The 24,763-nt window shown below is 68.5% G+C and carries 23 protein-coding genes and 1 tRNA gene; 13 read left to right on the forward strand and 11 right to left on the reverse strand.

The genetic code is table 11. The annotated features are described in order from the left end of the window. On the reverse strand, positions 1–1,167 hold the full coding sequence (locus tag B5Y19_RS13150; protein WP_244555582.1) for an efflux RND transporter periplasmic adaptor subunit: 1,167 nt from the start codon (positions 1,165–1,167) through the stop codon (positions 1–3). Between the two features lie 230 nt (positions 1,168–1,397). On the opposite strand from B5Y19_RS13150, the gene B5Y19_RS13155 reads away from it, so the two are divergent. The 4 genes from B5Y19_RS13155 (at position 1,398) to B5Y19_RS13170 (ending at position 6,621) form a co-directional block, all read left to right on the forward strand. Further along, on the forward strand, positions 1,398–2,867 hold the full coding sequence (locus B5Y19_RS13155; RefSeq protein ID WP_055730022.1) for a M81 family metallopeptidase: 1,470 nt from the start codon (positions 1,398–1,400) through the stop codon (positions 2,865–2,867). Positions 2,868–2,970: 103 nt separating this feature from the next. Continuing rightward, positions 2,971–4,572 (forward strand): ABC transporter substrate-binding protein, encoded by a 1,602-nt coding sequence (locus B5Y19_RS13160; protein WP_055730023.1) that lies wholly within the window; start codon positions 2,971–2,973, stop codon positions 4,570–4,572. Positions 4,573–4,788: 216 nt separating this feature from the next. Continuing rightward, positions 4,789–5,730: an ABC transporter permease gene (locus B5Y19_RS13165; protein ID WP_055730024.1), complete on the forward strand. Its 942-nt coding sequence runs from the start codon at positions 4,789–4,791 to the stop codon at positions 5,728–5,730. A gap of 12 nt (positions 5,731–5,742) precedes the next feature. Then, on the forward strand, positions 5,743–6,621 hold the full coding sequence (locus tag B5Y19_RS13170; RefSeq protein ID WP_055730025.1) for an ABC transporter permease: 879 nt from the start codon (positions 5,743–5,745) through the stop codon (positions 6,619–6,621). 75 nt (positions 6,622–6,696) lie between these two features. Here the strand turns inward: B5Y19_RS13170 and B5Y19_RS13175 are convergent, their stop codons facing one another. The 8 genes from B5Y19_RS13175 to B5Y19_RS13210 all read right to left on the reverse strand — a co-directional run bounded on the left by B5Y19_RS13175 (position 6,697) and on the right by B5Y19_RS13210 (position 12,439). Next, positions 6,697–7,407 (reverse strand): NapC/NirT family cytochrome c, encoded by a 711-nt coding sequence (locus B5Y19_RS13175; RefSeq protein ID WP_055730026.1) that lies wholly within the window; start codon positions 7,405–7,407, stop codon positions 6,697–6,699. 13 nt (positions 7,408–7,420) lie between these two features. Further along, on the reverse strand, positions 7,421–7,924 hold the full coding sequence (locus B5Y19_RS13180) for a nitrate reductase cytochrome c-type subunit (protein ID WP_079591582.1): 504 nt from the start codon (positions 7,922–7,924) through the stop codon (positions 7,421–7,423). Further along, positions 7,891–10,392 (reverse strand): periplasmic nitrate reductase subunit alpha, encoded by a 2,502-nt coding sequence (gene napA / locus B5Y19_RS13185; protein WP_055730028.1) that lies wholly within the window; start codon positions 10,390–10,392, stop codon positions 7,891–7,893. The genes B5Y19_RS13180 and napA overlap by 34 nt, the downstream gene beginning before the upstream one ends. Continuing rightward, positions 10,389–10,676, reverse strand: a complete 288-nt coding sequence (locus B5Y19_RS13190; protein WP_055730029.1) for a chaperone NapD — start codon at positions 10,674–10,676, stop codon at positions 10,389–10,391. The genes napA and B5Y19_RS13190 overlap by 4 nt, the downstream gene beginning before the upstream one ends. Next, complete coding sequence (gene napF, locus B5Y19_RS13195) at positions 10,669–11,178, reverse strand: ferredoxin-type protein NapF (RefSeq protein ID WP_055730030.1); 510 nt, start codon at positions 11,176–11,178, stop codon at positions 10,669–10,671. Before napF ends, B5Y19_RS13190 begins: the two co-directional genes overlap by 8 nt. A 9-nt stretch (positions 11,179–11,187) precedes the next feature. Next, positions 11,188–11,382, reverse strand: a complete 195-nt coding sequence (gene napE, locus B5Y19_RS13200; RefSeq protein ID WP_055730031.1) for a periplasmic nitrate reductase, NapE protein — start codon at positions 11,380–11,382, stop codon at positions 11,188–11,190. Between the two features lie 416 nt (positions 11,383–11,798). Then, positions 11,799–11,874: transfer RNA gene (locus B5Y19_RS13205), tRNA-Ala, on the reverse strand. 172 nt (positions 11,875–12,046) lie between these two features. Then, positions 12,047–12,439: a TIGR02300 family protein gene (locus B5Y19_RS13210; RefSeq protein ID WP_055730032.1), complete on the reverse strand. Its 393-nt coding sequence runs from the start codon at positions 12,437–12,439 to the stop codon at positions 12,047–12,049. Between the two features lie 228 nt (positions 12,440–12,667). On the opposite strand from B5Y19_RS13210, the gene aroA reads away from it, so the two are divergent. From aroA to B5Y19_RS13225, 3 genes are all read left to right on the forward strand, one after another. Continuing rightward, positions 12,668–14,011 carry a 3-phosphoshikimate 1-carboxyvinyltransferase gene (gene aroA, locus B5Y19_RS13215; protein ID WP_055730033.1) on the forward strand — a complete coding sequence of 448 codons (1,344 nt, stop codon included), beginning with the start codon at positions 12,668–12,670 and terminating at the stop codon, positions 14,009–14,011. Continuing rightward, positions 14,008–14,661 carry a (d)CMP kinase gene (gene cmk / locus B5Y19_RS13220; RefSeq protein ID WP_055730034.1) on the forward strand — a complete coding sequence of 218 codons (654 nt, stop codon included), beginning with the start codon at positions 14,008–14,010 and terminating at the stop codon, positions 14,659–14,661. Before aroA ends, cmk begins: the two co-directional genes overlap by 4 nt. A 117-nt stretch (positions 14,662–14,778) precedes the next feature. After that, positions 14,779–15,585, forward strand: coding sequence for a DUF1194 domain-containing protein (locus B5Y19_RS13225; RefSeq protein ID WP_055730035.1), 807 nt, complete (start codon positions 14,779–14,781; stop codon positions 15,583–15,585). A gap of 151 nt (positions 15,586–15,736) precedes the next feature. On the opposite strand, the gene hrpB is transcribed toward B5Y19_RS13225, so the two are convergent. Continuing rightward, positions 15,737–18,241 (reverse strand): ATP-dependent helicase HrpB, encoded by a 2,505-nt coding sequence (hrpB, locus tag B5Y19_RS13230; RefSeq protein WP_079591583.1) that lies wholly within the window; start codon positions 18,239–18,241, stop codon positions 15,737–15,739. Positions 18,242–18,319: 78 nt separating this feature from the next. Between hrpB and trpA the strand changes: the two genes are divergently transcribed. The 6 genes from trpA (at position 18,320) to B5Y19_RS13260 (ending at position 23,780) form a co-directional block, all read left to right on the forward strand. Further along, entirely contained in the window at positions 18,320–19,165 is an 846-nt protein-coding gene (gene trpA / locus B5Y19_RS13235) for a tryptophan synthase subunit alpha (RefSeq protein WP_055726595.1), read from the forward strand. A 104-nt stretch (positions 19,166–19,269) separates the two neighbouring features. Beyond that, entirely contained in the window at positions 19,270–20,172 is a 903-nt protein-coding gene (accD, locus tag B5Y19_RS13240; protein WP_055726596.1) for an acetyl-CoA carboxylase, carboxyltransferase subunit beta, read from the forward strand. A gap of 126 nt (positions 20,173–20,298) precedes the next feature. Continuing rightward, a complete protein-coding gene (locus B5Y19_RS13245) occupies positions 20,299–21,621 on the forward strand; it encodes a bifunctional folylpolyglutamate synthase/dihydrofolate synthase (protein WP_055726597.1) in 1,323 nt (440 codons plus the stop codon). A gap of 47 nt (positions 21,622–21,668) precedes the next feature. Continuing rightward, on the forward strand, positions 21,669–22,085 hold the full coding sequence (locus tag B5Y19_RS13250) for a hypothetical protein (protein WP_055726598.1): 417 nt from the start codon (positions 21,669–21,671) through the stop codon (positions 22,083–22,085). A gap of 19 nt (positions 22,086–22,104) precedes the next feature. Further along, positions 22,105–22,947 carry an aldo/keto reductase gene (locus B5Y19_RS13255; RefSeq protein ID WP_055726599.1) on the forward strand — a complete coding sequence of 281 codons (843 nt, stop codon included), beginning with the start codon at positions 22,105–22,107 and terminating at the stop codon, positions 22,945–22,947. A gap of 134 nt (positions 22,948–23,081) precedes the next feature. Further along, positions 23,082–23,780 (forward strand): L,D-transpeptidase, encoded by a 699-nt coding sequence (locus B5Y19_RS13260; RefSeq protein ID WP_079591584.1) that lies wholly within the window; start codon positions 23,082–23,084, stop codon positions 23,778–23,780. A gap of 15 nt (positions 23,781–23,795) precedes the next feature. Here B5Y19_RS13260 and B5Y19_RS13265 read toward each other — a convergent pair whose 3' ends face one another. Beyond that, positions 23,796–24,680 carry an aldose epimerase family protein gene (locus B5Y19_RS13265; RefSeq protein ID WP_055726600.1) on the reverse strand — a complete coding sequence of 295 codons (885 nt, stop codon included), beginning with the start codon at positions 24,678–24,680 and terminating at the stop codon, positions 23,796–23,798. Between the last annotated feature and the right edge of the window lie 83 nt (positions 24,681–24,763).

Below are 24,763 nucleotides of genomic sequence, written 5' to 3' on the forward strand. Positions count from 1 at the left end.
TCAGCTCCGGCCGGCCGGCGGCGGGGTCACGGGCGAAGCCAGAACCGGGGTTCCAGGCCGCAGGTTCTGCAAGCCCTCGACGACGATCTGCTCGTTCCCGGCGAGACCGTCATCGACGACGACATAGGCGCCGGTCTCGGCGCCGATCTTGACGCGCTTGACCACGGCCTTGCCGTCCTCGACGGCGAAGACATAGGCGCCCTGCTGATCGGCGATCAGCGCCGATTGCGGGATCAAGACCTTCTCTTCGGCCTTGTCGGACTGGACGGTGACGCGAACGAGCGTGCCGTCGATCAGCCGGCCATCGGGATTCGGGATCTTGGCGCGCACCAGGACGGTGTCCGTGGCGCGATCGACCGACACGTCGACGAAATCGATGCGGCCTTTGTGGTCATAGGTCGAGCCATCGGCGAATCGGATGCTGATGAGGGGAGCATGCGCTTCGTCCTTGACCGTGTTCGCCTTCAGCCCCAGGAATTCACGCTGGCTGACCGGGAAGTTCACATACATCGGATCGCTGCTGACGATCTGCACGAGAACGCCGCTGTCGGGGCCGACGACGTTGCCCTTGGTGAGCTTGGTCCGGCCGATCCGGCCTGCGATCGGAGAGGTGATCTCGGTATAGCCGAGGTTGATCTGGGCCGTCTTCAGATTGGCTTCCGCGGTGGTCTTGTCGCCCAGCGCGCCCTGCTCCTCGGCGACACGCTGGTCGCGGACCGCTTCGGAGCCGGCGCTGGTGCGCAGCAGGTCCTCGGCGCGCTGCCGCTGGACGGTCGCGTTCTTGAGGGTGCCCTGGGCACGCTCGAGCGCGCCCTGCGCCTGCTCGACAGCCGCTTCGAAAGGCGGGCGCTCGATGCGGAAGAGCGGTGTGCCGACCTTGACGGTCGCGCCGTCCTTGAACAGCACCTCCTCGAGATAGCCGGTGACGCGGGCACGGACGTCGACGCGGTCGACCGCCTCGACGCGTCCAACGAAATCCGCCGTCTGCTCGATGGAGCGCTTCTGCGCCGCGACGGTCCCGACCGGAACCGGACCGGGCGCCGCCTGCTGCGCGAAAGCCGGCGCGCCAGCCGTGAGCGCGAGGCACCCGACGGCCAGGGCCGCCATGAAACGGCGCCGACCGGTCGGACGCGATTGCGTGTCCGCCAGCGAAAAAGCCTCGGGCATCAGACCCCCTCCGCGCATTAGCCTTGCCGTCCTCGCCAGGCTGGATCGCAGATGACGGCCACTCGGCGCCACTGTGCGGTTTTTTTTCCCGAAGAGCTAGGCCGATCGCAGCCAAAAGTGAACGGCCCGTCTCCCGGCATGCCCGGCCCGGGGCAAAACTTGCTGCGTTGCGGCTTGACAGTCGCTTCAAGCGCAATCGAACATGCCCCGGCCGTTGGGAAAGGGGAACCATGCGCCTGTTCGCTGCGTCGCTCGCGACCGAGACCAACACCTTCTCGCCGATCCCCACCTCACGGGCCAATTTCGAGGCCTCGGCCTATTTCCCGGCCGGCCAGCATCCGGACCGCGCCACCCACACCACCGCGCCGCTCTACGTCGCCCGCCAGCGCGCCAAGCGCGACGGCTTCGAACTGATCGAAGGCTCCTGCTTCTGGGCCGAACCGTCCGGCACCTGCGCGAAGGCCGACTACGAGGAGATGCGCGACGAGATCCTCGGCCAGCTCAAGGCGGCGCTACCGGTCGACGGCGTGCTGCTCGGCCTGCACGGCGCCATGGTCGCGCATGGTTACGACGATTGCGAGGGCGACATCCTCGAGCATGTGCGCGCCATCGTCGGCCCCTCGGTGCCGATCGGGGTCGAGCTCGACCCGCATTGCCATCTCACCGAGAAGCGCGTGCGGCTCGCCGACGCGATCATCCTCTACAAGGAATACCCGCATACCGACTTCGTCGAGCGTGCGCAGGAGCTGGTCGACATCATCGTCGCCACGGTCCGCGGCGAGATCAGGCCGGTGATGTCGCTCTATGACTGCCGCATGATCGAGCTGGTGCCGACGACGCGCGAGCCGGGCCGCTCCTTCGTCGACCGCATGAGCGCCCGCGAAGGCAAGGACGGCGTGCTCTCGATCTCGCTGGCGCATGGCTTCCAGCAGGGCGACGTCCCCGAGATCGGCACCCGCGTCCTCGTCGTCACGAACAACGACAAAGCGAAGGGCGATGCGCTCGCCGCCGAGCTAGGCGAGGAATTCCGCGCGCTCAAGGGGCAGTTCGCGCCGCCCGTGGTGCCGCTCGATGAAGCGTTCGACCGGGCGCTCGGCAGCGCCGCCAACGGCCCCAGCGTGATCGCGGATTCGACCGACAATGCCGGCGGCGGAGCCGCATCGGACAATACCAACGTCATCCGCCGGCTGCGCGAGCGCGGCATCGGCGACGCCGCGGTCGGCCCGATCTGGGACCCGGTTGCGGTCGAGTTCTGCCTGACCGCGGGCGTGGGAGCGACCATCCCGCTGCGCTTCGGCGGCAAGGCCGCCGCCACTTCAGGCGACCCGATCGACGGCGAGGTCACGGTGCTCGGCGCCGTCCGCAACGGCACGCAGAGCTTCGGCAGCGCGAAGGTGCCGATCGGCAATGCGGTGGGCATCCGCATCGACGGCATCGACGTGGCGCTGCTCTCGCACCGGACGCAGGCGCTCGGGCTCGAGATCTTCACCAGCGTCGGCATCGACCCGACGCAGAAGCGCATCGTCAGCGTCAAGTCGACTAACCATTTCCACGCCGCCTACGGGCCGATCGCCAGCGCCGTGATCTACACCGATGGCGGTGGCCCTTCGCATCTCGACGTGCGCAAATATCCCTACCGCAAGATCAACCGGCCGCTGTGGCCGCACGACCCGCTCCCGCCGGGACAGCTCGTGGTCTGAGGCCGCATCTGCCGGAAGGGACAGGAGATTCCGAAGCCATGACCTGACGAGGGCCTGACGGGGCGAATGCCCGCGGCCCGCCCATTGCGAGGAGGAGAACGAGATGACCACGACACGACGCCGCTTCGTTCAGGGCGGGCTGGCAACCGGCGCGCTCGTCGCCGCTCCGGCAACGATCCGCGCCCAAACCACGCCCCCGGTCGAGCGCACCATCCGCGCCGTGCTGCATGGCGACCTTCGCGTCTTCGATCCGATCTGGACCACCGCGAACATGACCTCCTACCACGCCGGCATGGTCTACGACATGCTGTTCGGCGTGAACGACAAATACGAGCCGCAGCCGCAGATGGTCTCGAAATGGTCGCTCTCGGACGACCGCAAGACCTACACGTTCGAACTGCGCGACGGGCTGCGCTTCAGCGACGGAACGCCCGTCACCGCGAAGGACTGCGTCGCCTCGATCCGGCGCTGGGGCGCCCGCGACGGCGGCGGCCAGCACATGATGGCCCGCCTCGCCGACACGCCCGTCAAGGACGACAAGACCTTCCAGATCGTGATGAAGGAGCCCTACGGGCTCGTCGTGGAATGGCTCGCCAAGGCGGCCACCAATGTCTGCTACATCATGCGCGAGAAGGAAGCGCAGACCGACCCGAACCAGCAGATCAGCACGATCATCGGCTCGGGCCCCTTCGTCTTCAACGAGGGCGCCGTCGTCCAGGGCCAGCGCTACGTCTACGACAAGAACCCGAACTACGTGCCGCGCTCGGAGCCGGCGGTGATGACCTCCGGCGGCAAGGTCGTGAATGTCGACCGGGTCGTCTTCGAGAACATCGCCGACGAGGCGACGGCCATCGCCGCGATCCGCGCCGGCGAGATCGACATGATCGAGTATCCCAACGTCGACCTGCTCGACACGCTGGCCGGCGAGAAGGACATCAAGCTCGAAGTCCTGAACAAGCAGGGCCAGCTCGGCTGGGCGCGCGTCAACTGGCTCCATCCGCCGTTCAACAACGTCAAGGCCCGCCAGGCCATGCTGCACCTGATCCACCCGACCGAGGTGATGAAGGCGACCTTCGGCGACGAGAAGTATTTCCGCGGCTGCTCCTCGCTGTTCGGCATGGGCACGCCGATGGAGAACGACGCCAATATCGACTGGTTCAAGACGGCGCCGAACATCGAGAAGGCCAAGCAGCTGCTCAAGGAATCCGGCTATGACGGCCGGCCCGTGGTGGTGCTGCAGGCGACCAACATCGCCTATATGAACAACGCCGCCAACCTGATCGCCCAATGGATGCGCCAGGCCGGCTTCAACGTCTCGCTGCAGGCCTCCGACTGGGGCGCCGTCGTCACCCGCCGTGCCGTCAAGGCCGCGCCCGACCAGGGTGGCTGGAACGTCTTCTTCACCTCGGGCTCGGTCAACGCCTTCGGCAACCCGGTCTCGCTCAGCGGCCATGCCGCCAATGGCGAGAAAGGCTGGTTCGGCTGGCCGAGCAACGAACTGCACGAGCAGCTGCGCGACAAATGGGCCGGGGCCCAGACCGACGCCGAGCGCAAGCAGATCGCCCGCGAGATCCAGCAGAACGCCTGGGATTTCGTGCCGCACCTCTATTACGGCCAATGGTTCCAGCCGGCCGCCCTGCGCAAGCTGACCGGGCTGATCGGCATGCCGGAGCTGATCCCGTTCTGGAACGTCAAGAAGGGCTGAGAGCCCGCCGGGCCACCCCGGCCCCGCCGTGAGCGGGGCCGGTTTCTCGACCTTGCCCCCGGACCGGCCGAAGCACCGCCTCCGGGAGGCTTCTTGCGCGCCTTCGCGGCGCGCACGCCGCGGTGGCGGGAAGCGCCGCCCCTGTAGCGTTCGAACATGGCGGCAGGCGGGGCGGACCGCCCGGCCGCCACGACTCCAAGGAGGACGACCGGACCCATGCTGAGCTATCTCGCACAACGCCTGGTATCGACGATTCTCGTCATGACGCTGGTCGGCATCTTCGTCTTCCTGCTGCTGCATCTTTCGGCGGGGGACCCGGCCGCGATCATCGCCGGCGACTACGCGACCCCGCAGCAGATCGTCGCCATCCGCCAGCGGCTCGGTCTCGACGACCCGCTGCTCGTCCAGTTCGGGCGCTGGGCGCTGCGCGTCATCCAGGGTGATCTCGGCGTCTCGATCTTCTCCAGCACGCCGGTCTCGGCGCTGATCCTGCAGCGCCTCGAGCCAACGCTGTCGCTGGCCCTGCTGACGATGCTGTTCGCGGTCACGATCGCGGTGACCTTCGGCGTACTCGCCGCCTGGAAGGCCGGCCGGCCGATCGACCGCCTGCTCATGGGCTTCTCTGTGCTCGGCTTCTCGATGCCGACTTTCGTCGTCGGCTACGGGCTGATCTACATCTTCGCCATCGAGCTGCGCTGGCTGCCGGTGCAGGGCTATCGCGCGCTCGCGGACGGAATCGGCCCCTGGTTCCTCCATCTCGTGCTGCCGACGGTGACGCTCGGCCTGGCCTATGTCGCCCTGATCGCGCGGATGACGCGGGCCTCGATGCAGGAGGTTCTGGAAGAGGACTATATCCGCACCGCCAACGCCAAGGGCGTGCCGGCCCGCACCATGCTGATGAAACACGCGCTCAAGAATGCCGGCGTGCCGATCATCACGGTGATCGGCATCGGCGTCGCCCTGCTGATCGGCGGCGTCGTGATTACTGAAACCGTCTTCAACATCCCCGGCGTCGGCCGGCTCGTGGTCGACGCGATCTCGAAGCGCGACTACCCGATCATCCAGGGCGTCATACTGATCTTCTCGGGCGTCTATGTCCTCATCAACTTGGCCGTCGATCTGTCCTATTCGCTGATCGATCCGCGGATCCGGCACTGAGGAGGCGCGACGATGACCGCAATCCCCGCCCCGACCGCCGCCGCAACGTCCGCGCGCCCGCTCGCCCGCTTCGGCCGCTTCGCCCGCCGCAACCCGACCGTGCTGCTCGGCGCCGCCATCCTGATCTTCTTCCTCGGCGTCGCCATCGCCGCGCCGCTGATCGCTGGCGACCCGATGCTGAAGCTGCCGACCCGGCGGCTGCAGCCGCCCTCGCCGGAACTGTGGTTCGGCACCGACCATCTCGGCCAGGACGTCTTCGCCCGCACGGTCTACGGCGCGCGGGTCTCGCTGATCGTCGGCTTCAGCGTCGCCGCGATCTCGATCCTGGTCGGGCTCGTGATCGGATTGTTCGCCGGCTATTATCGCTGGTTCGACAATATCGTGATGCGCCTGATGGACGGGCTGATGGCGATCCCCGCCATTCTGCTGGCGATCGCCATGGTCGCGCTGAACCAGGGCAGCATCGCCATCGTCGTCGCGGCGATCGCGATCCCCGAGCTGCCGCGCGTCGTGCGGCTCGTGCGCTCGATCGTGCTGAGCGTCCGCGAACTGCCCTTCGTCGAGGCCGCGATCGCCTGCGGGGCGCGGACCCCGCGCATCCTGCTGCGGCACATCACGCCGAGCACGATCGCCCCCCTGGTCGTCCAGGCCACCTATATCTGCGCCTCGGCGATCCTGGTCGAAGCCTCACTGTCCTTCCTCGGCGCCGGCGTCCCGCCGGAGGTGCCGAGCTGGGGCAACATGATCGCGTCGAGCCGGCTCTATCTGGCGCGCGCGCCGTGGACGATCTTCTGCCCGGCGATCGCGCTGGCGCTCGTCGTCCTCGCGGTCAACCTGCTCGGCGACGGGCTGCGCGACCGGCTGGATCCTCGCCTGTCGCGGCGGCTGTAAGCGCAAAACGACTGCGCCCGTCACCTGATCAAGGTGGCGGGCGCAAGCAAGCCGGCAGATGCGGCGCGCTTTTCCTTATTGCCCGATCTCGGCGAGATAGGTGCGCATGGCCCGCTCCGGCCCGTGCCAGGAGGCGCTGCCCTTGCCCTGAAGCTCCGGCGCGTCCTTCCAGCCCGGCTCGATACCGGTCATGTCCGGCAACAGATGGGCGATGCCCTTGTGGCAGTCGATGCAGGTCTTCTCGCCGGTGGTCAGGTAGCGGCCGTGGATTTCCGCCGCCCGGCGCGTCTGCTTGGTGAAGTCCATCGCGACCGAGGAATGGCAGTTCCGGCATTCGAGCGAGTCGTTCGCCTTCAGCCGCGCCCATTCGTGCTTGGCGAGTTCGAGACGCATGTTGAGGAACTTCTCACGCGTCGAGATCGTGCCGAAGATCTTGCCCCAGACCTCCTTCGAAGCCTGCATCTTGCGGGCGATCTTGTCCGTCCAGTTATGCGGGACGTGGCAATCCGGGCAGGTGGCGCGCACGCCCGAGCGATTGGAGAAGTGCACCGTCGACTGCAGCTCCTGATAGACGTTGTCGCGCATCTCGTGACAGGAGGTGCAGAACTTCTCGGTGTTGGTGACCTCCAGCGCGGTGTTGAAACCACCCCAGAAGAGCACGCCGCCGACAAAGCCGCCGAGCGTCAGGAGGCCGAGCGGCAGATAGGCGCTCGGCCGGCTGATGATGCGCCAGAAGCCGACGACGACGCTCCAGCACCAGAGAATGAAGGATTTGAGCCTGGCCATGTCTGCGTCCCGCTCACGGCTTCCGGCCGATGTCTTTGGCGTCCTGGAACCGGTTCTGGACCAAGGGCGGGACGTCGGTCTGCTGGACGTGGCAGGCCGTGCAGAAATAGCGCCGCGGCGTCACATCCGAGAGCACCTGCCCGTCCCGATCCTGGAAATGGGTGACGCTGATCATCGGTGCGCCCGAGCCCTCGGTGAACTCGCGCTTGTGGCAGTCCATGCAGCGATTGGTGTTGAGCGTGAGCTGGTAGCCGTCGATCGAATGCGGGATCACCGGTGGCTGCTCCGGATAGTTCCGCATGCGCCGGACGTCATCGACGACCGCGCGGCCCAGCGCGGGCACGCGCTCGAGCGCCATCGGATCGGCGGTGCCGGTCAGGCGCGGCACGATCTTCACCGGCGCCCCCTCCTGCGAGAAGGCTGCGCCGAAGGCGAGGACGAGGCCCGCCGCCAGGACGGCCCCGAGAAGAGTCAGCGAGCGCATCAGCCCGAGACCGGAACGATCTTGACCGCGCATTTCTTGAAATCCGTCTGCTTGGAGATGGGATCGGTGGCGTCGAGCGTCGTCTTGTTGATGAGCTGGCTCGCATCGAACCAGGGCACGAAGACCACGCCGGGCGGCATGCGGTTGCGCCCGCGCGTCTCGACGCGCGTGCGCATCTCGCCCCGGCGCGAGATCACCGTGATCTCGGCGCCCTGGTTGAGCCCGCGCTTGCGCGCATCCTCGGGATGCATGAAGCAGCGCGCACCCGGGAAGGCCTTGTAGAGCTCCGGCACGCGCATGGTCATCGAGCCGGAATGCCAGTGCTCGAGCACGCGGCCGGTGACGAGCCAGAGATCGTATTCCGCATCCGGCGATTCGGCCGGCGGCTCATAGGGCACCGCGATGATGCGGGCCTTGCCGTCCTTGTTGCCGTAGAACTCGACGCCCTTGCCGGGCTGCACATAGGGGTCGAGCCCCTCGCGATAGCGCCAGAGCGTCTCCTTGCCGTCGACCACAGGCCAACGCAGGCCGCGGACCTCGTGATAGAGCTCATAGGGCCCGAGATCGTGGCCATGGCCGCGGCCGAAGGTGGCATATTCCTCGAACAGGCCCTTGTGGACGTAGAAGCCGAAATCCTTCGATTCCTGGTTCTCGTAGTCGGGGCTGATCTCGGAGAGGGCGAATTTGTCGACGTTGCCGTTGCGGTAGAGCACGTCGAACAAGGTCTTGCCGCGATAATTCGGATTGGCGTCGAGAATCTCGGCCGGCCAGACCTCGTCGGTGGTGAAGCGCTTGGAGAACTCCATCAGCTGCCAGAGATCGGAACGCGCCTCTCCCGGCGCATTGACGAGCTGATGCCAGACATGGGTGCGCCGCTCGGCATTGCCGTAGGCGCCCTCCTTTTCGACCCACATCGCCGCCGGCAGGATCAGGTCGGCCGCCATGGCGGTCACCGTCGGATAGGCGTCGGAGACGACGACGAAATTCTCCGGATTGCGATAGCCCGGATAGGTCTCGTTGCTGCTGTTCGGCGCGGCCTGCAGGTTGTTGTTGACCTGGATCCAGTAGAAATTCAGCTTCCCGTCCTTGAGCATCCGGTCCTGCTCGACCGCGTGGTAGCCCGGCTTCTCCGGGATGATGCCGTTGGGGACGCGCCAGATCTCCTCGGTGTGCTTGCGGTGCTCGGGATTGGTCACCGTCATGTCGGCCGGCAGGCGATGGGCGAAGGTGCCGACCTCGCGTGCCGTGCCGCAGGCGGAGGGCTGGCCGGTGAGCGAGAACGGGCTGTTACCCGGCTCGGAAATCTTACCCGTCAGCAGGTGCAGGTTGTAGACGAGCTGGTTCGCCCAGACGCCGCGCACATGCTGGTTGAAGCCCATGGTCCAGAACGAGACGACCTTGCGCTTGGGGTCGGCATAGAGCTCGGCAAGCTGCTGCAGGAAGCCGGGCTCGACGCCGGTCAGGGCCGAAACCTTCTCCAGCGTGTAATCCTTGACGAAGGCGGCATAGGCCTCGAAATCGCTCGGCGTCGTCGCGGCCGGGTCGGCCGCCTTCCTCGCCTTGACCTCGCGCGGATCGTCCGGACGCAGGCCATAGCCGATATCGGTCGCGCCCTTCACGAAAGTCGTGTGCTTCTCGACGAAGTCCTTGTTCACCCGGCCGGTCGAGATGATGTGGTTGGCGATGTAGTTCAGGATCGCCAGGTCCGTGCCCGGCTTGAACACGATCGGGATGTCGGCGAGGTCCGAGCTGCGATGCGTGAAGGTCGAGAGCACCGCGACCTTCACATGCGGCTGGCCGAGCCGGCGGTCCGTCACCCGCGTCCACAGGATCGGGTGCATCTCCGCCATGTTCGAGCCCCAGAGCACGAAGGCGTCGGCATGCTCGAAATCGTCGTAGCAGCCCATCGGCTCGTCCATGCCGAAGGTCCGCATGAAGGCGTAGGCCGCGGACGCCATGCAGTGGCGGGCATTGGGGTCGAGATTGTTGGAGCGGAAGCCGGCCCGCATCAGCTTGGTCGCGGCATAGCCCTCGAAGATCGTCCACTGGCCGGAGCCGAACATGCCGAGTGCGGTCGGCCCCTTCGCCTTGAGGGTCTCCTTGGCCTTGGCGGCCATGGTGTCGAAAGCCTCGGCCCAGGAGACCGGCGTGAACTCGCCGTCCTTGGCATAGACGCCGTTCTTCTTGCGCAGCAGCGGCTGGGTCAGCCGGTCGCTGCCATACATGATCTTGGAAAGGAAATAGCCCTTGATGCAGTTGAGGCCGCGGTTGACGTCGGCCTTCATGTCGCCATGGGTGGCGATGACGCGCCCCTCCTTGACGCCGACCATGACGCCGCAACCAGTGCCACAGAAGCGGCACGGCGCCTTCGACCATTTGATCTGCAAGGTGTCGACGCCGCCCGAGACCGGCTGCGCTTCGGCCGGGACGCTCATATTGGCAGCGAGCGCGGCGACGCTGGCCGCCTGTGCCTTCAGCATCTCGCGACGGGACAGGGTCATGGGATCACTCCGGGGTCGTCGAGGGTTTCGAGGTCTTCGATCTGCTCGAACACCATGTTGGCCGAGAGCACGCCGTCGATAAGCCCGATGGCGGCGAGGCGGTCGCCGATCACGCCCGTGCTGGAGCCTTCCAGCACGATCACGATCTTGCCGTTCTCGACCCGATGCACCTCGGTGTCCGGCATCTCGCCGATGCGGGCGAGCACGGCCTCGACCTGCGCCGGCAGGGCTGAGACGACGGCGCTCGAAATGTGATGGAAGCGCGGGGCGGGGCGCTCAGCCATGGGTGACCTCCATGGCAGGCACGCTCACGCTGACGGCGCGCGCCGGGCAGGAGGCGATGCAGGCGCCGCAGCCAGTGCAGAGCTCGGTCGCGAGCTCCGGCAGGGCCGGCCCGCCGAGGCGCGGCCGGAAGCGGATCGCGCTTTCCGGACAGGCGTCGCCGCAGCTCTGGCAGACGATGCCCCGCCCGGCAAAGCAATCCTGTCCGATCGTCGCGACATGGTCGAAGGCGGCTAGGGAACGGTCGAAGACCGGCTCGGGGCAGGCTTCGGCGCAGGCGCCGCAGAAACTGCATTCGCCATTCGCGAAGTCCAGGCTCGGGCGGCCATCGGCGTCGAGCGCGATGATTTTCGGCGGGCAGGCCGGGACACAGGCGCCGCAGCCGGTGCAGGCCGCGGCGATCGATGCCGCCCGGGACCATGGCGGCAGAACCCGGTCGGCGTGCGCATGACGACACCCGGTCAGGAAACCGCGCCGCCCGAGATCAATGGCGTTGCTGTTCATGGCCCGGCCTCACCGCGGCGGGCCCGGTGGGCCGAGGATGAGCTGGGACATCCAGACCAGGAAGCCGTATCCGCCGACGACGCCGACCGCGACGATCGGCCAGATCAGAACCGCCAGCGTGAAGAAGGCCAGAAGCTCGGCTCGCTTCGTCGGCTTGTCGGGTACGACCTCCGGGCCGTCCGTCTTCGCGGTCTCCGTCGCCATCTCTTTTCCTTTCGGCAGCCGGCGCGGTCACATATCGCGGCGGAGCCCGATTAGAGATCGAGAAAAAGTATATGGATTTGCTTGGGCTTGTCCATGCCGTTCCGGCAGGTCTCATGCCCTCCGGATACTGTCTTTGACATACCGCAAATCGGATCCGCCGAATGCGATCGATTCGCCCGCGCGCCGCCGAACGCGGCCTGCCGTTCTCGACTACGGGCCGCACCTGGGCAATCGCAACGGTCGCAAGGGAGTCTGTGGAGCCAGAATCGATGGCGGAGCTCGCCCGCCCCGCATGGCAGGGTCGCTCGGCGAATCACTCGCCTGGTACAGGCGGCTGGACTTGGACAGGCAAGCCCCGTCCCGACCTCACGGTCTCTTTCGTCTTCCGACCGTCAATGTCTGGGAGAGTTTGATTTTGGTGGAGCCAGGCGGAATCGAACCGCCGACCTCTTGAATGCCATTCAAGCGCTCTCCCAACTGAGCTATGGCCCCACTCGCAACGGCCGACTTGGGGATCAGCCGTTCAATCCAAAGCTTTTGACCACCGGTTTCCGGTGGCTCTGCCCGGGCCGCCTGCCGGCGACGAAGCGCTCTATAGGCGGGCCGGGCGGAAGACACAAGCGCCTAATGTCGCTTTGTCGTCATCTTTTTTCGAAGGCCGGACTCAGTTGTCCTCGTCGCCCTCGATGTCCCCGTCGATCAGGTCGGAAACGTCATCGTCGCCTTCCTCATCCTCCTCGAGGAAGGTGTCGTCGTCCTCGCCGCCGATGTCGTCTTCGACCTCGATGTCGTCCTCGGTGGTGACGACGGCGTCCTTCTCGGACGTCTCGGCATCCGCATCCTCGAGCGAGACGAGCTCGACCGCGCCATCGGCAGCCTCGGTCTCTTCCTCCTCATCGGCCTCCGGCTTGCTCGGTGCCTTGGCCTGCGGCTCGAACATCGAGCGCGGATAGGCCTGGCCCGTGTAAGGCGAGACGATGGGATCCTTGTTCAAATCGTAGAACTTGCGACCCGTGACCGGGCAAACGCGCTTCGTTCCGAGTTCCGGTTTCGCCACTGCGTCGGACCCTTCAACCATCATGTTCTGAAAAGCAGGCGCGTCCGTTAGTCGGGGCGGGCGGCGCTGTCAAATGCTGATTTGCCTTCTGCGCCGGCCGCGCGCAAGAGCCAAGCGGATTCGCGGAGGGTCCGGCCACCCCGGACGGCCGCCAGATTGGCGCGCGGACATGGGCATGCTAGGGCGAACGGGCATCCCTATTCCCTTGATCGCAGAGTTCATAAGCCCGTGTCCCACGATCATGATCCCGTCCCGCTCTCCGCCAGCTCCGGCGGCCCGCTAAAGGGCCGCGTGCGGGTGCCGGGCGACAAATCGATCTCGCACCGTGCGATGATCTTCGGCCTGCTGGCGATCGGGGAGACCAAGGTCACCGGCCTGCTCGAGGGCGAGGACGTGATGCGCACCGCCGCCGCAGCCCGGGCGCTCGGCGCGATCGTCCATCATGACGGGCCGGGCTCCTGGCGCGTGCAGGGCGTCGGCGTCGGCGGCCTGCACGAGCCGGCCGGCGTGCTCGATTTCGGCAATGCCGGCACCGGCTCGCGCCTGATGATGGGCGTTTGCGGCTCGCATCCGATCACCACGACCTTCGACGGCGACGCCTCGCTGCGCAAGCGGCCGATGCGGCGCATCCTCGACCCGCTCGAGCAGATGGGCACCGTCGTGGTGTCGCAGCAGGAGGGCGGGCGCGTGCCCCTGACCCTGCGCGGGCCGAAGGAGGCGATCCCGATCACCTATCGCCCGCCGGTGGCCTCGGCGCAAATCAAGTCGGCCGTGCTGCTCGCCGCCCTCGCCGCGCCCGGCGAGACGACCGTGATCGAGGCCGAGGCGACGCGCGACCATACCGAGAAGATGCTCGCCCATTTCGGCGCCGAGATCAGCGTGACGCCGGAAGGCGCACATGGCCGCCGCATCGTGCTGAAGGGCCAGCCCGAACTCAGGGCGGCACCGATCGTGGTGCCGGCCGACCCCTCCTCCGCCGCCTTTCCGCTGGTGGCCGGGCTGATCGTACCGGGTTCCGACATCCTGATCGAGAGCGTGATGACGAACCCGCTGCGCTCGGGTCTCCTGACCACGCTGCGCGAGATGGGCGCCGACATCACCATCGAGCGCGAGGCCAATGAGGGCGGCGAGACCGTCGCGGACCTGCGGGTGCGCGCCTCGAGCCTGAAGGGCGTGACGGTGCCGCCCGAGCGGGCACCGGCGATGATCGACGAATATCCGGTGCTGGCGGTCGCGGCCGCCTTCGCCAGCGGCACGACGCGGATGTGCGGGCTGCAGGAGCTGCGCGTCAAGGAATCGGACCGCCTCGCCGCGGTGGAGGCCGGGCTGAAGGCGGCCGGCGTCCGCTGCGCGATCGAGGGCGACGACCTGATCGTCGAGGGTTCCGGCGGCGGGCCGGTGCGCGGCGGCGGGCCGATCGCGACCCATCTCGACCACCGCATCGCGATGAGCTTCCTCGTCATGGGGCTCGCGACGCAGCAGCCGGTCCAGGTCGACGACGGGGAGATGATCACCACCAGCTTCCCCAGCTTCGTGCCGCTGATGAACCAGCTCGGAGGCCGGATCGGATGAGCGCCGCGGCGGCGCGCAAGCGGCTCGTCATCGCCGTCGACGGCCCGGCCGCCTCGGGCAAGGGCACGCTGGCGCGCCGGCTCGCAGCCCATTACGGGCTGCCCTATCTGGACACCGGCCTGCTCTATCGGATGGTGGCGCGGGCCATGCTCGATGCCGGCCACGAGATCCGCGACGCGGAAGCTGCGGCGCTGATCGTCAACAGCTTCGACGAGACCGCCTTCCCCGAGGAGCGCCTGCGCGGGCGCGAGATCGGGGAGGCCGCCTCGGTCGTCGCCGCGATGCCGGCGGTGCGGGCCGGGCTTCTGGCGCGGCAGCGACGCTTCGCGGCGCAGGCCGGCGGCGCGGTGCTCGACGGGCGCGACATCGGCACGGTGATCTGCCCCGACGCCCCGGCCAAGCTCTTCGTCACCGCGACGCCGGAGGTGCGCGCGGCGCGCCGGCACAAGGAGCTGCTCGGGCGCGGCGAAGCCGTGCCCTTCGACGGCATCCTGGCCGATATCCGCCGACGCGATGCCCGCGATTCCGGCCGCAACGACGCACCGCTCAAGGCCGCCGACGATGCCGTCACCCTCGACACCTCGGCGCTCACCGTCGAGGAGGCGTTCGCGGCCGCGATCGGCATCATCGAGCAGCGCCGCGCCGCCTGAGCACCCCGTCCTCGCGCATTTGCTATCGAAACAGGCGCATCCCGCCGGATTTTCTATCTTGGCGATCATCCTAACGGGGCGCACACTCGCCTCCGCGACAGGACGACGGAGGTGGCGATGCGGCGCTGGCTGTTCGGTCTTTCATGTCTGGCAGCGGCGGCGCTCTGGCAGCCGGCCCTGCCCCGGGCCCAGACCACGGGTGCTCCGCCCGAGGAGGTCGACGTCGCGCTCGTGCTCGCGGTCGACGTCTCCTATTCGATGGATCTCGACGAGCTCGCCCTGCAGCGCAACGGCTATATCGAGGCCTTCCGCTCGAAGCAGCTGCATGACGCGATCAACAACGGAGCGCTCGGCAAGATCGCCGTGACCTATTTCGAATGGGCCGGCGGACAGTTCCAGCATGTCGTGCGGCCCTGGAAGGTCATCGACGGCGCGGCCTCGGCCATCGCCTTCGCCGAGGAGCTCGGCGAAGCGCCGACCCGGCGCGGCCGGCGCACCTCGATCTCCGGCGCGATCGATCTCGGCGTGCAGCTCCTGGAGCAGTCGAACGTGACCGCGATGCGGCGCGTCATCGACATCTCCGGCGACGGCGCCAACAATGACGGGCGCCCGGTCACCGCCGCGCGCGACGAGGCCGGCGCCAAGGGCATCGCCATCAACGGCCTGCCGGTCATGCTCAAGCAGGCCGGCTATTTCGACATCGACAATCTCGACGCCTACTACACGGCCTGCGTCATCACCGGCCTCGGCGCCTTCGTCATCCCGATCCGGGAGAAGAGCCAATTCGTCGAGGCGACGAAGACGAAGCTCCTGCGCGAGATCGCCGAGGCTCCGGCCGATGCGACCTTCCACCGGGCGCAGGCGAACAACCCCGCGGCTTGCCTCGCCGGCGAGCAGCAATGGCGCGACCGGATGGGGAATTGAGCGGCGTTCCCGTCATTGCGAGCGCAGCGAAGCAATCCAGGGGGACCGGGTTGAACGCTTCGACCCAGCCCCCGGGGTTGCTTCGTCGCTGCGCCCCTCGCAATGACGGCAATGCCCGTGCTTCGCGGTGCCCGAGAACAACGACTTTGGCTCAGGTCCCGCGCGGCTTGGCCCGCGTCGTCGGCAGCGCGCCGGCGGGATCGTCCGGCCAGGGATGGCGTGGATAGCGGCCCTTCATCTCCGATCGGACCGCAGCCCAGGAGCCGCGCCAGAAGCCCGGCAGGTCCCGCGTGACCTGGATCGGCCGGTGCGCCGGCGAGAGCAGCTCCAGCACCAGCGGCACCCGCCCGCCGGCCAGCGCCGGATGGGTCGCGAGACCGTAGAGCTCCTGAACCCGGACCGAGATCATCGGGCCGGCCTCGGCGGCGTAGTCGACGGCGAGCGAGGAGCCGGTCGGCGCGGTGAAATGGGTCGGCGCTTCCTGGTCGAGCCGGCGTTTCAACTCCCAAGGCAGGAGGGTCATCAGCGCCGAATCGAGATCGGAAGGCCGTATCGAGGCGAGCGAGGTGCGGCCGGCGAGATGAGGCGCCAGCCAGAGCTCCGGCTCCAGCGCCAGCCCCTCATCCGAGAGATCGGGCCAGGCTTCCTCCGGCTCGGCCTTGCGGAGGAAGGCGACGCGCTCGCGCAGCTGGTTCTGTCCCTTGCTCCAGGGCAGGAGGCCGATGCCGAGCGCGGCGACGCCCTTTGCCAGGGCCGCCGCATTATCCGGCGAATCCGCGACGGAGAGCGGCCGCTCGGACAGGGAGAGGGCGCCATAGCGCCGCACCGCCCGGACGCGCAGGGCGCGGGCGGCCCGGTCGAAGCTCGCTTCCTCGCGCTCCTCGATGGCGAAAGGCGCAAGGCCGTGGCCGACGAGCGCCGCGATCTCGGGCTCTGTGATCGCGGCGGCGGCCATGATGCGGGCCTGCTGGGCCGAGCCGGTCATCTCCGCGACGACGATATAGGGCTCGCGCGCCAGGCGCTGCGACGGCTCCAGCCCACCGCCTCGGCCATTGGCAAGGAGATATTGGCCGGAGCCCGGCGAACGGGCCTTGGCGGCACGGTCCGGATAGGCCAAGGCGAGCAGCAGGCCGGGTGACAGGGTGTCGCCCGCCGTGACGCGCGCTGCGCCAGGGCTTCGCTCGGCCGTCCGCGCCCAGCCCTCGGCGAGGCGGCGCATGTCGCCGGCACGGCCGCCACGCTCGCGCCCGAAACGCTCCAGCCGCTCGGCGAGATCGATGGCGTCGCCGCCGAGGCCCCGCTCGACCAGCACGGCGGCGAGGTCGGCGGCGATGTCCGCCCGCCCGAAGCGGGCGGCCGCCACGACCATGCGGGCGAGCCGCGGCGGCAGCGGCAGCGCCTGCAGGGCACGGCCGTCCGGTGTGATGCGGCCATCGGCATCGAGCGCGCCGATATTGCTCAGCAGGGCGCGGGCCTCCTTGAGGGCGGGCGCCGGCGGCGGATCGAGGAAGGCAAGCGTCGTCGGGTCGCCGACGCCCCAGGCGGCGCAATCGAGGAGCAGCGGGCTCAGATCGGCGGACAGGATCTCGGGCCGGGCGAAGGCCTCGAGCGCGCCCGTCGCGGCCTCCTCCCAGAGCCGGTAGCAGACGCCCGGCTCGGTGCGGCCGGCGCGGCCCCGGCGCTGATCGGCGGCGGCGCGGCTGACGCGACGGGTCTCCAGCCGGGTGACGCCGATATCGGGCTCGTAGACCGGGACACGGGCGAGGCCGGAATCGATGACGACGCGCACGCCTTCGATGGTCAGCGAGGTCTCGGCGATCGCCGTCGCCAGCACGATCTTACGCCTGCCGGCCGGCGCCGGAAGCACGGCGCGATCCTGGTCGCGCTGGTCGAGCGCGCCATAGAGCGGGGCGATCTCGACGGCGGGATCGCGTAATTTCTCGCGTAGGCGCTCCTCGACGCGGCGGATCTCGCCCTGCCCCGGTAGGAAGACGAGCTGCGAACCCGGCTGCTCGTTGAGGGCGAGCAGGATCGTCTCGGTGACCTGATCCTCGATGCGCTTCAGCGGGTCGCGGCCGCGATAGCGCGTCTCGATGGGGTAAGCACGGCCTTCGCTCTGGATCACCGGCGCATCGCCGAGCAGTCTTGCGACGCGGGCGCCGTCGAGAGTCGCGGACATGACGAGGATGCGCAGGTCCTCACGCAGGCCGCCCTGGGCATCGAGCGCCAGCGCCAGGCCGAAATCGGCATCGAGCGAACGCTCGTGAAACTCGTCGAAGAGCACGGCCGCAACGCCGTCCAGCGCCGGATCGTCGAGGATCATCCGGGCAAAGACGCCCTCGGTCACGACCTCGATGCGCGTCTTCGGCCCGATCTTGGACCCGAGGCGCACGCGCAGGCCAACGGTCTCGCCGACGCGCTCGCCCAGTGTCTGCGCCATCCGGTTCGCAGCACCGCGCGCCGCAAGCCGACGCGGCTCGAGCAGGATGAGCTTGCCGCCCTTCGTCCAGGGCTCGTCGAGCAAGGCGAGCGGCACGCGCGTGGTCTTGCCGGCGCCGGGCGGAGCCACCAGCACGGCGTTCGGCCGCGCCTCCAGGGAGGTGGCGAGATCGCCGAGCACGGCGTCGATGGGCAGGGCAGTGTCGAAGGCGCGCATGTCCGGCCGATGTGGCGCAGGCTCGCTCCGCGCGCAAGCCACTCGCCAGCCCGCGCGCGTCATGCTAACCGCTGGCGCATGACAGAGACCGGCCAGACCCGTATCCAGAACCGCTTCCAGGCCTGCGCCCGCGAGGGCCGGGCGGCGCTCGTGACCTTCGTCACCGCAGGCGACCCCGATTTCGAGACCTCCAGCGCGATCCTCGCGTCCCTGCCCGGCGCGGGCGCCGACGTGATCGAGCTCGGCGTGCCCTTCACCGACCCGATGGCGGATGGCGTGCCGGTCCAGCTCGCCGGCCAGCGCGCACTCAAGGCCGGGCAGACGCTGCGCAAGACCCTCGCCATGGTCGAGAGCTTCCGCAAGGCCGGCCACGACACGCCAATCGTGCTGATGGGCTATTACAATCCGATCTACGCCTATGGCGTCGAAGCCTTCCTCGCCGACGCCCGCCGGGTCGGCATCGACGGGCTGATCGTCGTCGACCTGCCGCCGGAAGAGGACGAGGAACTCTGCCTGCCGGCGCTGAAGGCGGGCGTCTCCTTCATCCGTTTGGCCACGCCGACGACCGACGACAAGCGGCTGCCCAAGGTGCTGCAGAACACCTCGGGCTTCGTCTACTACGTCTCGATGACGGGCGTGACCGGCGGCGCCATCGCCGATTACGGCGCTGTCGGCGATGCGGTCGCCCGCATCAAGCGCCACACCGACCTGCCCGTCGCCGTCGGCTTCGGCGTGAAGACGGCCGCGGATGCCGCCGCCATCGCCAAGGGCGCCGACGGCGTCGTCGTCGGCTCGGCCCTGGTCGAGCGCGTCCGGCTTTCGCTGGACAGCGAGGGCAAGGCCACGGAAAAGACGGTTTCGGCTGTCACCTCGCTGGTCAGCGAGCTCGCCAAGGGCGTGCGCTCGGTCGCCAAAGCGGCCTGAGACCGGCCTCATTCGACGGTCGCGCCGCTTGCCCGCCGGCAGGCGCGACCTATTTTCGGCATGACGGCGCGGACAGCGCCGAAAGCCCATCAGGGAATCGTCCGATGAACTGGATTTCCGAAGTCGTCCGGCCGCGCATCAAGACCCTGTTCAAGCGCGAGACCCCGGAGAACCTCTGGATCAAGTGCCCGGATTCCGGGCAGATGGTCTTCCACAAGGATGTCGAGGCCAATGGCTACGTCATCCCCGGCTCCGAGCACCATATGCGCGTCACCGCGCCGGAGCGGCTGCGGCTGACCTTCGACGAAGGCAAATGGCTCGACGTCGCCCTGCCCGAGGTCGCGGCCGACCCGCTGAAGTTCCGCGACGAGAAGCGCTATGCCGATCGGCTCAAGGACGCCCGCGCCAAGACCGGCGCGCAGGACGCCTTCAAGATCGGCTATGGCCGGGTCAAGGGCCTGCCAATGACCATCGCCGTGCAGGACTTCCACTTCATCGGCGGCACGATCGGCACGGCGGCGGGCGAGGCCTTCATCAAGGGCGCCGAGACCGCGATCGAGAAGAACACGCCCTACACCGTCTTTGCCGCCTCGGGTGGAATGCGCATGCAGGAGGGTATCCTCTCGCTGATGCAGATGCCGCGGACCACCATCGCCGTCCGGCGCCTGCGCGCAGCCGGCCTGCCCTATTTCGTGGTGCTGACGGACCCGACCACTGGTGGCGTCACCGCCTCCTACGCCATGCTGGGCGACATCCATATCGCCGAGCCCGGCGCACTGATCGGCTTCGCCGGGCCGCGCGTGATCGAGCAGACAGTGCGCGAGAAGCTGCCGGACGGCTTCCAGCGGGCGGAATACCTCAAGGAACACGGCATGGTCGACATGGTGGTGCACCGCCACGAGCTGCCGGAGACCCTGGCCCGGCTCGGCCGGCTGCTGACCAAGCAGCCGGCGGTGAAGGACGAAACCGCCGCCGCGCCGGTTCGCCCGGTCGCCGAAGCGGTCTGACGGTTCCAGAGCCGATCCGGGTTTCTCCGAAGCGCGGATCTGCCCTAGCTTTTAGTTTCCCGCATTTTCTTCACGCGAACCGGTGTCCACTTCGCTTGAAAATGCTCCAGGCCGGGGGGCGTTCCCATGGGCTCTTCCGATACGCTGCTCGCGCGCTTCATGGCGCTGCACCCCAAGCTGATCGACCTGTCGCTCGGCCGCATCCTGACCCTGCTGGAGCGGCTCGGCGATCCGCAGAAGCGCCTGCCACCGGTGATCCATGTCGCCGGCACCAACGGCAAGGGCTCGACCATCGCCTTCATGCGCGCCATCCTCGAAGCGGCGGGGCTTTCGGTGCATGTCTACATCTCGCCGCATCTGGTGCGCTTCCATGAACGCATCCGACTGGGGGCACCGGGCGGCGGCCGCTTCGTCGACGAGGACAAGCTCGTCGAGGCGCTGGAGCGCTGCGAGGCCGTCAATGCCGGCGACCCGATCACCTTCTTCGAAATGACCACCGCTGCCGGGCTCCTGCTCTTCGCCGAGAACCCCGCCGACGTGCTGCTGCTGGAGGTCGGACTGGGCGGGCGCTTCGACGCGACGAACGTGATCGCGCACCCGGCCTGCACGGTGGTGACGCCGGTCTCGCTCGACCATTCCGAATATCTCGGCAACACCGTCACCAAGATCGCGGGCGAGAAGGCCGGGATCTTCAAGCGTGGCGCGCCGGCTGTGATCGCGCCGCAGGAGCCGGAGCCGACAGCCGTGCTGGAAGCCGCCGCCGAACGCGCCGGCGCCTCCAGGATCCTGATCGGCGCGCAGGATTTCAACGTCCATGAAGCGGGCGGACGGCTGGTCTATGAGGATGGCGACGGGCTGCTCGACCTGCCGCTGCCGCGCCTCACCGGGCGCCATCAGCACATCAATGCCGGCACCGCGATCGCGGCGCTGCGTGCCGCCGGCTATGGCGGCCTGCCGGCGCGCGCCTTCGAGGACGGCATGCGCCAGGCCGATTGGCCGGCCCGCCTGCAGCGCCTGGCGCGCGGGCACCTGGCCGAGATCGTCCCGGAAGGGGCGGAGCTCTGGCTGGACGGCGGCCACAATCCCGATGGCGGGCGCGTGCTGGCCCAGGCCATGGCCGATCTCGCCGACCGGAACCCGGCACCGCTGGTGATGGTGGCCGGCCTGCTCTCGACCAAGGACGCCGCTGCGACGTTGGGCCATTTCAAGGGCTTGGCGCAGGCGCTCTACGCCGTGCCGATCCAGAACTCGCTCGCCGCGCGCCCGGCAGAGGAGGTCGCGGAGGCCGCCCGCAGCGCCGGGCTCGTCGCCGAGGTCTCCAGCTCGGTCGAGCAGGCCCTGCGGACGATCGCCGCCCGCGACTGGCCGGCGCCGCCGCGCATCCTGATCTGCGGTTCGCTCTATCTGGCCGGCGAGGTGCTCTCGGCCAATGGCACGCCGCCGACGTGACCAGCGGCCGAGCAGAACGCTTTCCAGGCAGCCTGCGGAGAAGAGCCATGCTCCTGCCCCGCCCGGCCATCCTCGGGGCCCTGCCGATCTGCGGCTTGCTCGCAGGCTGCGTCACCTCGGGGGGCACCGCTCCTGCGGGCGGCGCCGAGCGCGTGGCCGCGGGCTCTCCAACCTTCCTGGAGCGGACCTTCATGACGATGGATGCGCGCTGCCGGCCGGTGAAGCGGCCGACCGGCGTGCTCACGGACCCGCCGCGTCACGGCAAGGTCCGGATGGCGACGCGCAGTGCTGCGGCCGAGTACGGCCCCGGCGACCATGAGCATTGCGACGGCAGGACCGGTCCCTCGCTCGCCTTCGAATACACCTCGCGCGACGGTTATCGGGGCCCCGACGGCTTCGGCGTGCGTGTGCGCTACAATGACGGCGAGATCCGCCATGCCCGGTTCACGGTCGAGGTCTACTGAACAGCGGGAGAAGAACCCCATGCAGCGCGCGTTCGGAGCCGGCGGGCCGGCCGTTCCCGCCATCGGCCAGGGGAGCTGGTATATCGAGCAGGGCGACCGGCGTGAGGCCATCGCAGCGCTCCGGCGCGGCCTCGATCTCGGCCTCAGCCATATCGACACGGCCGAGATGTATGGCGACGGGCGCTCCGAGGCACTGATCGGCGAGGCCATCGCCGGCCGCCGCGACGAGACCTTCCTGGTCTCGAAGGTGCTGCCCCACAATGCCTCGCGACAGGGCGTCCGGGCCGCCTGCGAGCGTTCGCTCAGGCATCTGAAGACCGACCGGCTCGACTGCTACCTGCTGCACTGGCGCGGACCGTATCCGCTGTCGGAAACCTTCGCCGCCTTCGAGGCGCTGCGACGGGAAGGCAAGATCCTGTCCTGGGGCGTCAGCAATTTCGACGAGGACGATCTCGACGAGGCGCTCGCCGCGGCGGGCGAGGGCAGGATCGCCTGCAACCAGGTGCTCTACCATCTGCGCGAGCGCGCGATCGAGCATGCCGTCATTCCCTGGTGCGAACGCCACGGCGTCGCCGTCACGGCCTACAGCCCCTTCGGCCATGACGATTTCCCGGCGAAGGGCAGCGCACAGGGCAAACTGCTGGCCGAGATCGCGGCGGCGCATGGCGCGACGCCGCGACAGGTCGCGCTGGCCTTCCTGACGGCGCGCGCAAGCGTCTTCGCCATCCCCAAGGCCGGCAGTACAGCCCATGTCGAGGACAATGCGGGTGCGCTGAACCTCTCCCTGTCCGAGTCCGAAATCGCCCGGATCGACGCCGCCTTCCCGCGCGGCCGCAAACCGTCTTCGCTGCCGATGATCTGAGGCAGCGGAAACCAAGTTCCCCCTTCCCGCTTTACAAGGCGCCTCCCTCGGCGCTTTCCTTAGAGTCAAGGGCGGGGAGCCGTCAGAGCTCGACAACGCCTCATCCAGCAGCAGCGTCTTCCGGAGTGAGTGTGATGCGTCGCGTTCTCGGCATCCTGACGATATTCCTCCTTGCCGTGCTCGGCAGCGCCGCCCAGGCCGGCGTCAATGTCCGGGTCGACATCGCCGCCCAGCGCATGACGGTGACGACGACGGAGGGCGAGGTCTACGACTGGAAGATCTCGTCCGGTCGCCAGGGCTTCCGTTCGCCCAACGGCGTCTATCGGCCGACCCGGCTCGAAAAGAACTGGTATTCGCGCAAATATGGCGGCGCGATGCCCCATGCGGTGTTCTTCCGCGGCGGCTACGCGATCCATGGCACGACCGCCGTCGGCGCGCTCGGGCGCCCGGCTTCGCATGGCTGCATCCGGCTGCACCCTGCCAATGCCGCCAAACTGTTCGCTCTGGTGAAGAAGTACGGCGCCGGCCAGACGCGCATCGCGCTGAACGGCGCGGCGACGGACAATCTCTCGCGCTTCGCCAAGGCGTCTTCGACGTCGAAGGCCAAGCTCGCCAGGGCCACGGCACCGGCGAAGCACAAACTCGCCAAGCATTCCGGCACGAAGCAGCAGATCGCCAAGGCGAAGTCGCAGCGCGGCCAGGCGACGCTCGCCCAGCAGAGGCGCGGCGGCGGCTGGGAGACGGCACGCGGCCAGATCCTGCTGCGTCCCGCCCTGCCGGCCAACGCCTATGGCTACCAGCCCTATTATCCGAGCGGGTATGGCTGGCGCTGAGGCCCGAAACCGCCGTCAGAGCGCTTCCGGCGCGATCCTGAGCCAGCCTTCCAGAACCTCGCCGGGCGCCAGGCGCCTGAGCGGCGCGGCGGCTCGGGCCGCCGGCTCGCTGGGCGCGCCGATCGCATGGCTCTGCGGCTCGACGCAGAGGAAATCGGCACCCGCCGGCGCCCAGACGACCGGGCAGCGCAGGCTCTCGCTCGCGGTCAGCGTGATCGCGAGCCCGGTCGAAGGCGTCTCGATCCGGGCTCGACCATCCCAGCCGAGGAAGCTCCAGGCCGTAACGGATCCGGAACGAAAAGCCCGTGGCGCGGCATAGGGACCACCATCGGCGAAGCTTTCCTGCCCGGTGGCGCGAAAGGCCTCGCCGAAGACCAGCGCACCGGCGGCCTGCATGACGAGACGCGTATCGGCCGCGCAGGGGAACCAGGGATGATGGCCGATGCCGAAGGGCAGCACCGTTTCGGCCTCGTTCCGGATCGAAATCCCGATCGTCAGGCCCGCCGCGTCAAGACGGATCTCCTGCCGGGCGCGGTAGCGATAGGGGTCGGGCCCGTCGATACGCCGATGCTCGAGCACGGTATGACCGCGGTCATGCTCCAGGACATCCCAGGCGGACTGCCAGCCGAAGCCGTGAATCGTCCCGACCGGATCGTTGGCCGGGACCTGAAAGCGAGCCTCGCCATCGTCGACCACGCTGCCGAAGGTCCGGTTGGCGAAAGGCAGCATCGCCCAGCTGCCGAAGAAATTCGGGGAAGCCGTCGAAGCCTTACCGTCCGGCGACGGTCGCAGGACCTCGTGCCGGCGGCCGGCTGAGTCCGACCAGGTGAGCCGCGAGAGGATGCCACCGCTCTCGGGGATGATCGCGGCCTCAAGTCCGCCGGCTTGCAGTATCAGCATCGCGTTCGTCCGATTCGTCCATTGCCCTGGCCTTGCAGCCTTGCCGCGACTGCAGGGCGGGCACAAGCATCCGGCTCTTGACC

The organism is Allobosea thiooxidans, from assembly GCF_900168195.1.
Lineage (GTDB): Bacteria > Pseudomonadota > Alphaproteobacteria > Rhizobiales > Beijerinckiaceae > Allobosea > Allobosea thiooxidans.

Coding starts and splice junctions, on each gene's coding strand:
- B5Y19_RS13150 (WP_244555582.1), bottom strand. CDS start 1,167: ATGCCCGAGGCTTTTTCGCTGGCGGACACGCAATCGCGTCCGACCGGT.
- B5Y19_RS13155 (WP_055730022.1), top strand. CDS start 1,398: ATGCGCCTGTTCGCTGCGTCGCTCGCGACCGAGACCAACACCTTCTCG.
- B5Y19_RS13160 (WP_055730023.1), top strand. CDS start 2,971: ATGACCACGACACGACGCCGCTTCGTTCAGGGCGGGCTGGCAACCGGC.
- B5Y19_RS13165 (WP_055730024.1), top strand. CDS start 4,789: ATGCTGAGCTATCTCGCACAACGCCTGGTATCGACGATTCTCGTCATG.
- B5Y19_RS13170 (WP_055730025.1), top strand. CDS start 5,743: ATGACCGCAATCCCCGCCCCGACCGCCGCCGCAACGTCCGCGCGCCCG.
- B5Y19_RS13175 (WP_055730026.1), bottom strand. CDS start 7,407: ATGGCCAGGCTCAAATCCTTCATTCTCTGGTGCTGGAGCGTCGTCGTC.
- B5Y19_RS13180 (WP_079591582.1), bottom strand. CDS start 7,924: ATGCGCGGTCAAGATCGTTCCGGTCTCGGGCTGATGCGCTCGCTGACT.
- napA (WP_055730028.1), bottom strand. CDS start 10,392: ATGACCCTGTCCCGTCGCGAGATGCTGAAGGCACAGGCGGCCAGCGTC.
- B5Y19_RS13190 (WP_055730029.1), bottom strand. CDS start 10,676: ATGGCTGAGCGCCCCGCCCCGCGCTTCCATCACATTTCGAGCGCCGTC.
- napF (WP_055730030.1), bottom strand. CDS start 11,178: ATGAACAGCAACGCCATTGATCTCGGGCGGCGCGGTTTCCTGACCGGG.
- napE (WP_055730031.1), bottom strand. CDS start 11,382: ATGGCGACGGAGACCGCGAAGACGGACGGCCCGGAGGTCGTACCCGAC.
- cmk (WP_055730034.1), top strand. CDS start 14,008: ATGAGCGCCGCGGCGGCGCGCAAGCGGCTCGTCATCGCCGTCGACGGC.
- B5Y19_RS13225 (WP_055730035.1), top strand. CDS start 14,779: ATGCGGCGCTGGCTGTTCGGTCTTTCATGTCTGGCAGCGGCGGCGCTC.
- hrpB (WP_079591583.1), bottom strand. CDS start 18,241: ATGCGCGCCTTCGACACTGCCCTGCCCATCGACGCCGTGCTCGGCGAT.
- trpA (WP_055726595.1), top strand. CDS start 18,320: ATGACAGAGACCGGCCAGACCCGTATCCAGAACCGCTTCCAGGCCTGC.
- accD (WP_055726596.1), top strand. CDS start 19,270: ATGAACTGGATTTCCGAAGTCGTCCGGCCGCGCATCAAGACCCTGTTC.
- B5Y19_RS13245 (WP_055726597.1), top strand. CDS start 20,299: ATGGGCTCTTCCGATACGCTGCTCGCGCGCTTCATGGCGCTGCACCCC.
- B5Y19_RS13250 (WP_055726598.1), top strand. CDS start 21,669: ATGCTCCTGCCCCGCCCGGCCATCCTCGGGGCCCTGCCGATCTGCGGC.
- B5Y19_RS13255 (WP_055726599.1), top strand. CDS start 22,105: ATGCAGCGCGCGTTCGGAGCCGGCGGGCCGGCCGTTCCCGCCATCGGC.
- B5Y19_RS13260 (WP_079591584.1), top strand. CDS start 23,082: ATGCGTCGCGTTCTCGGCATCCTGACGATATTCCTCCTTGCCGTGCTC.
- B5Y19_RS13265 (WP_055726600.1), bottom strand. CDS start 24,680: ATGCTGATACTGCAAGCCGGCGGACTTGAGGCCGCGATCATCCCCGAG.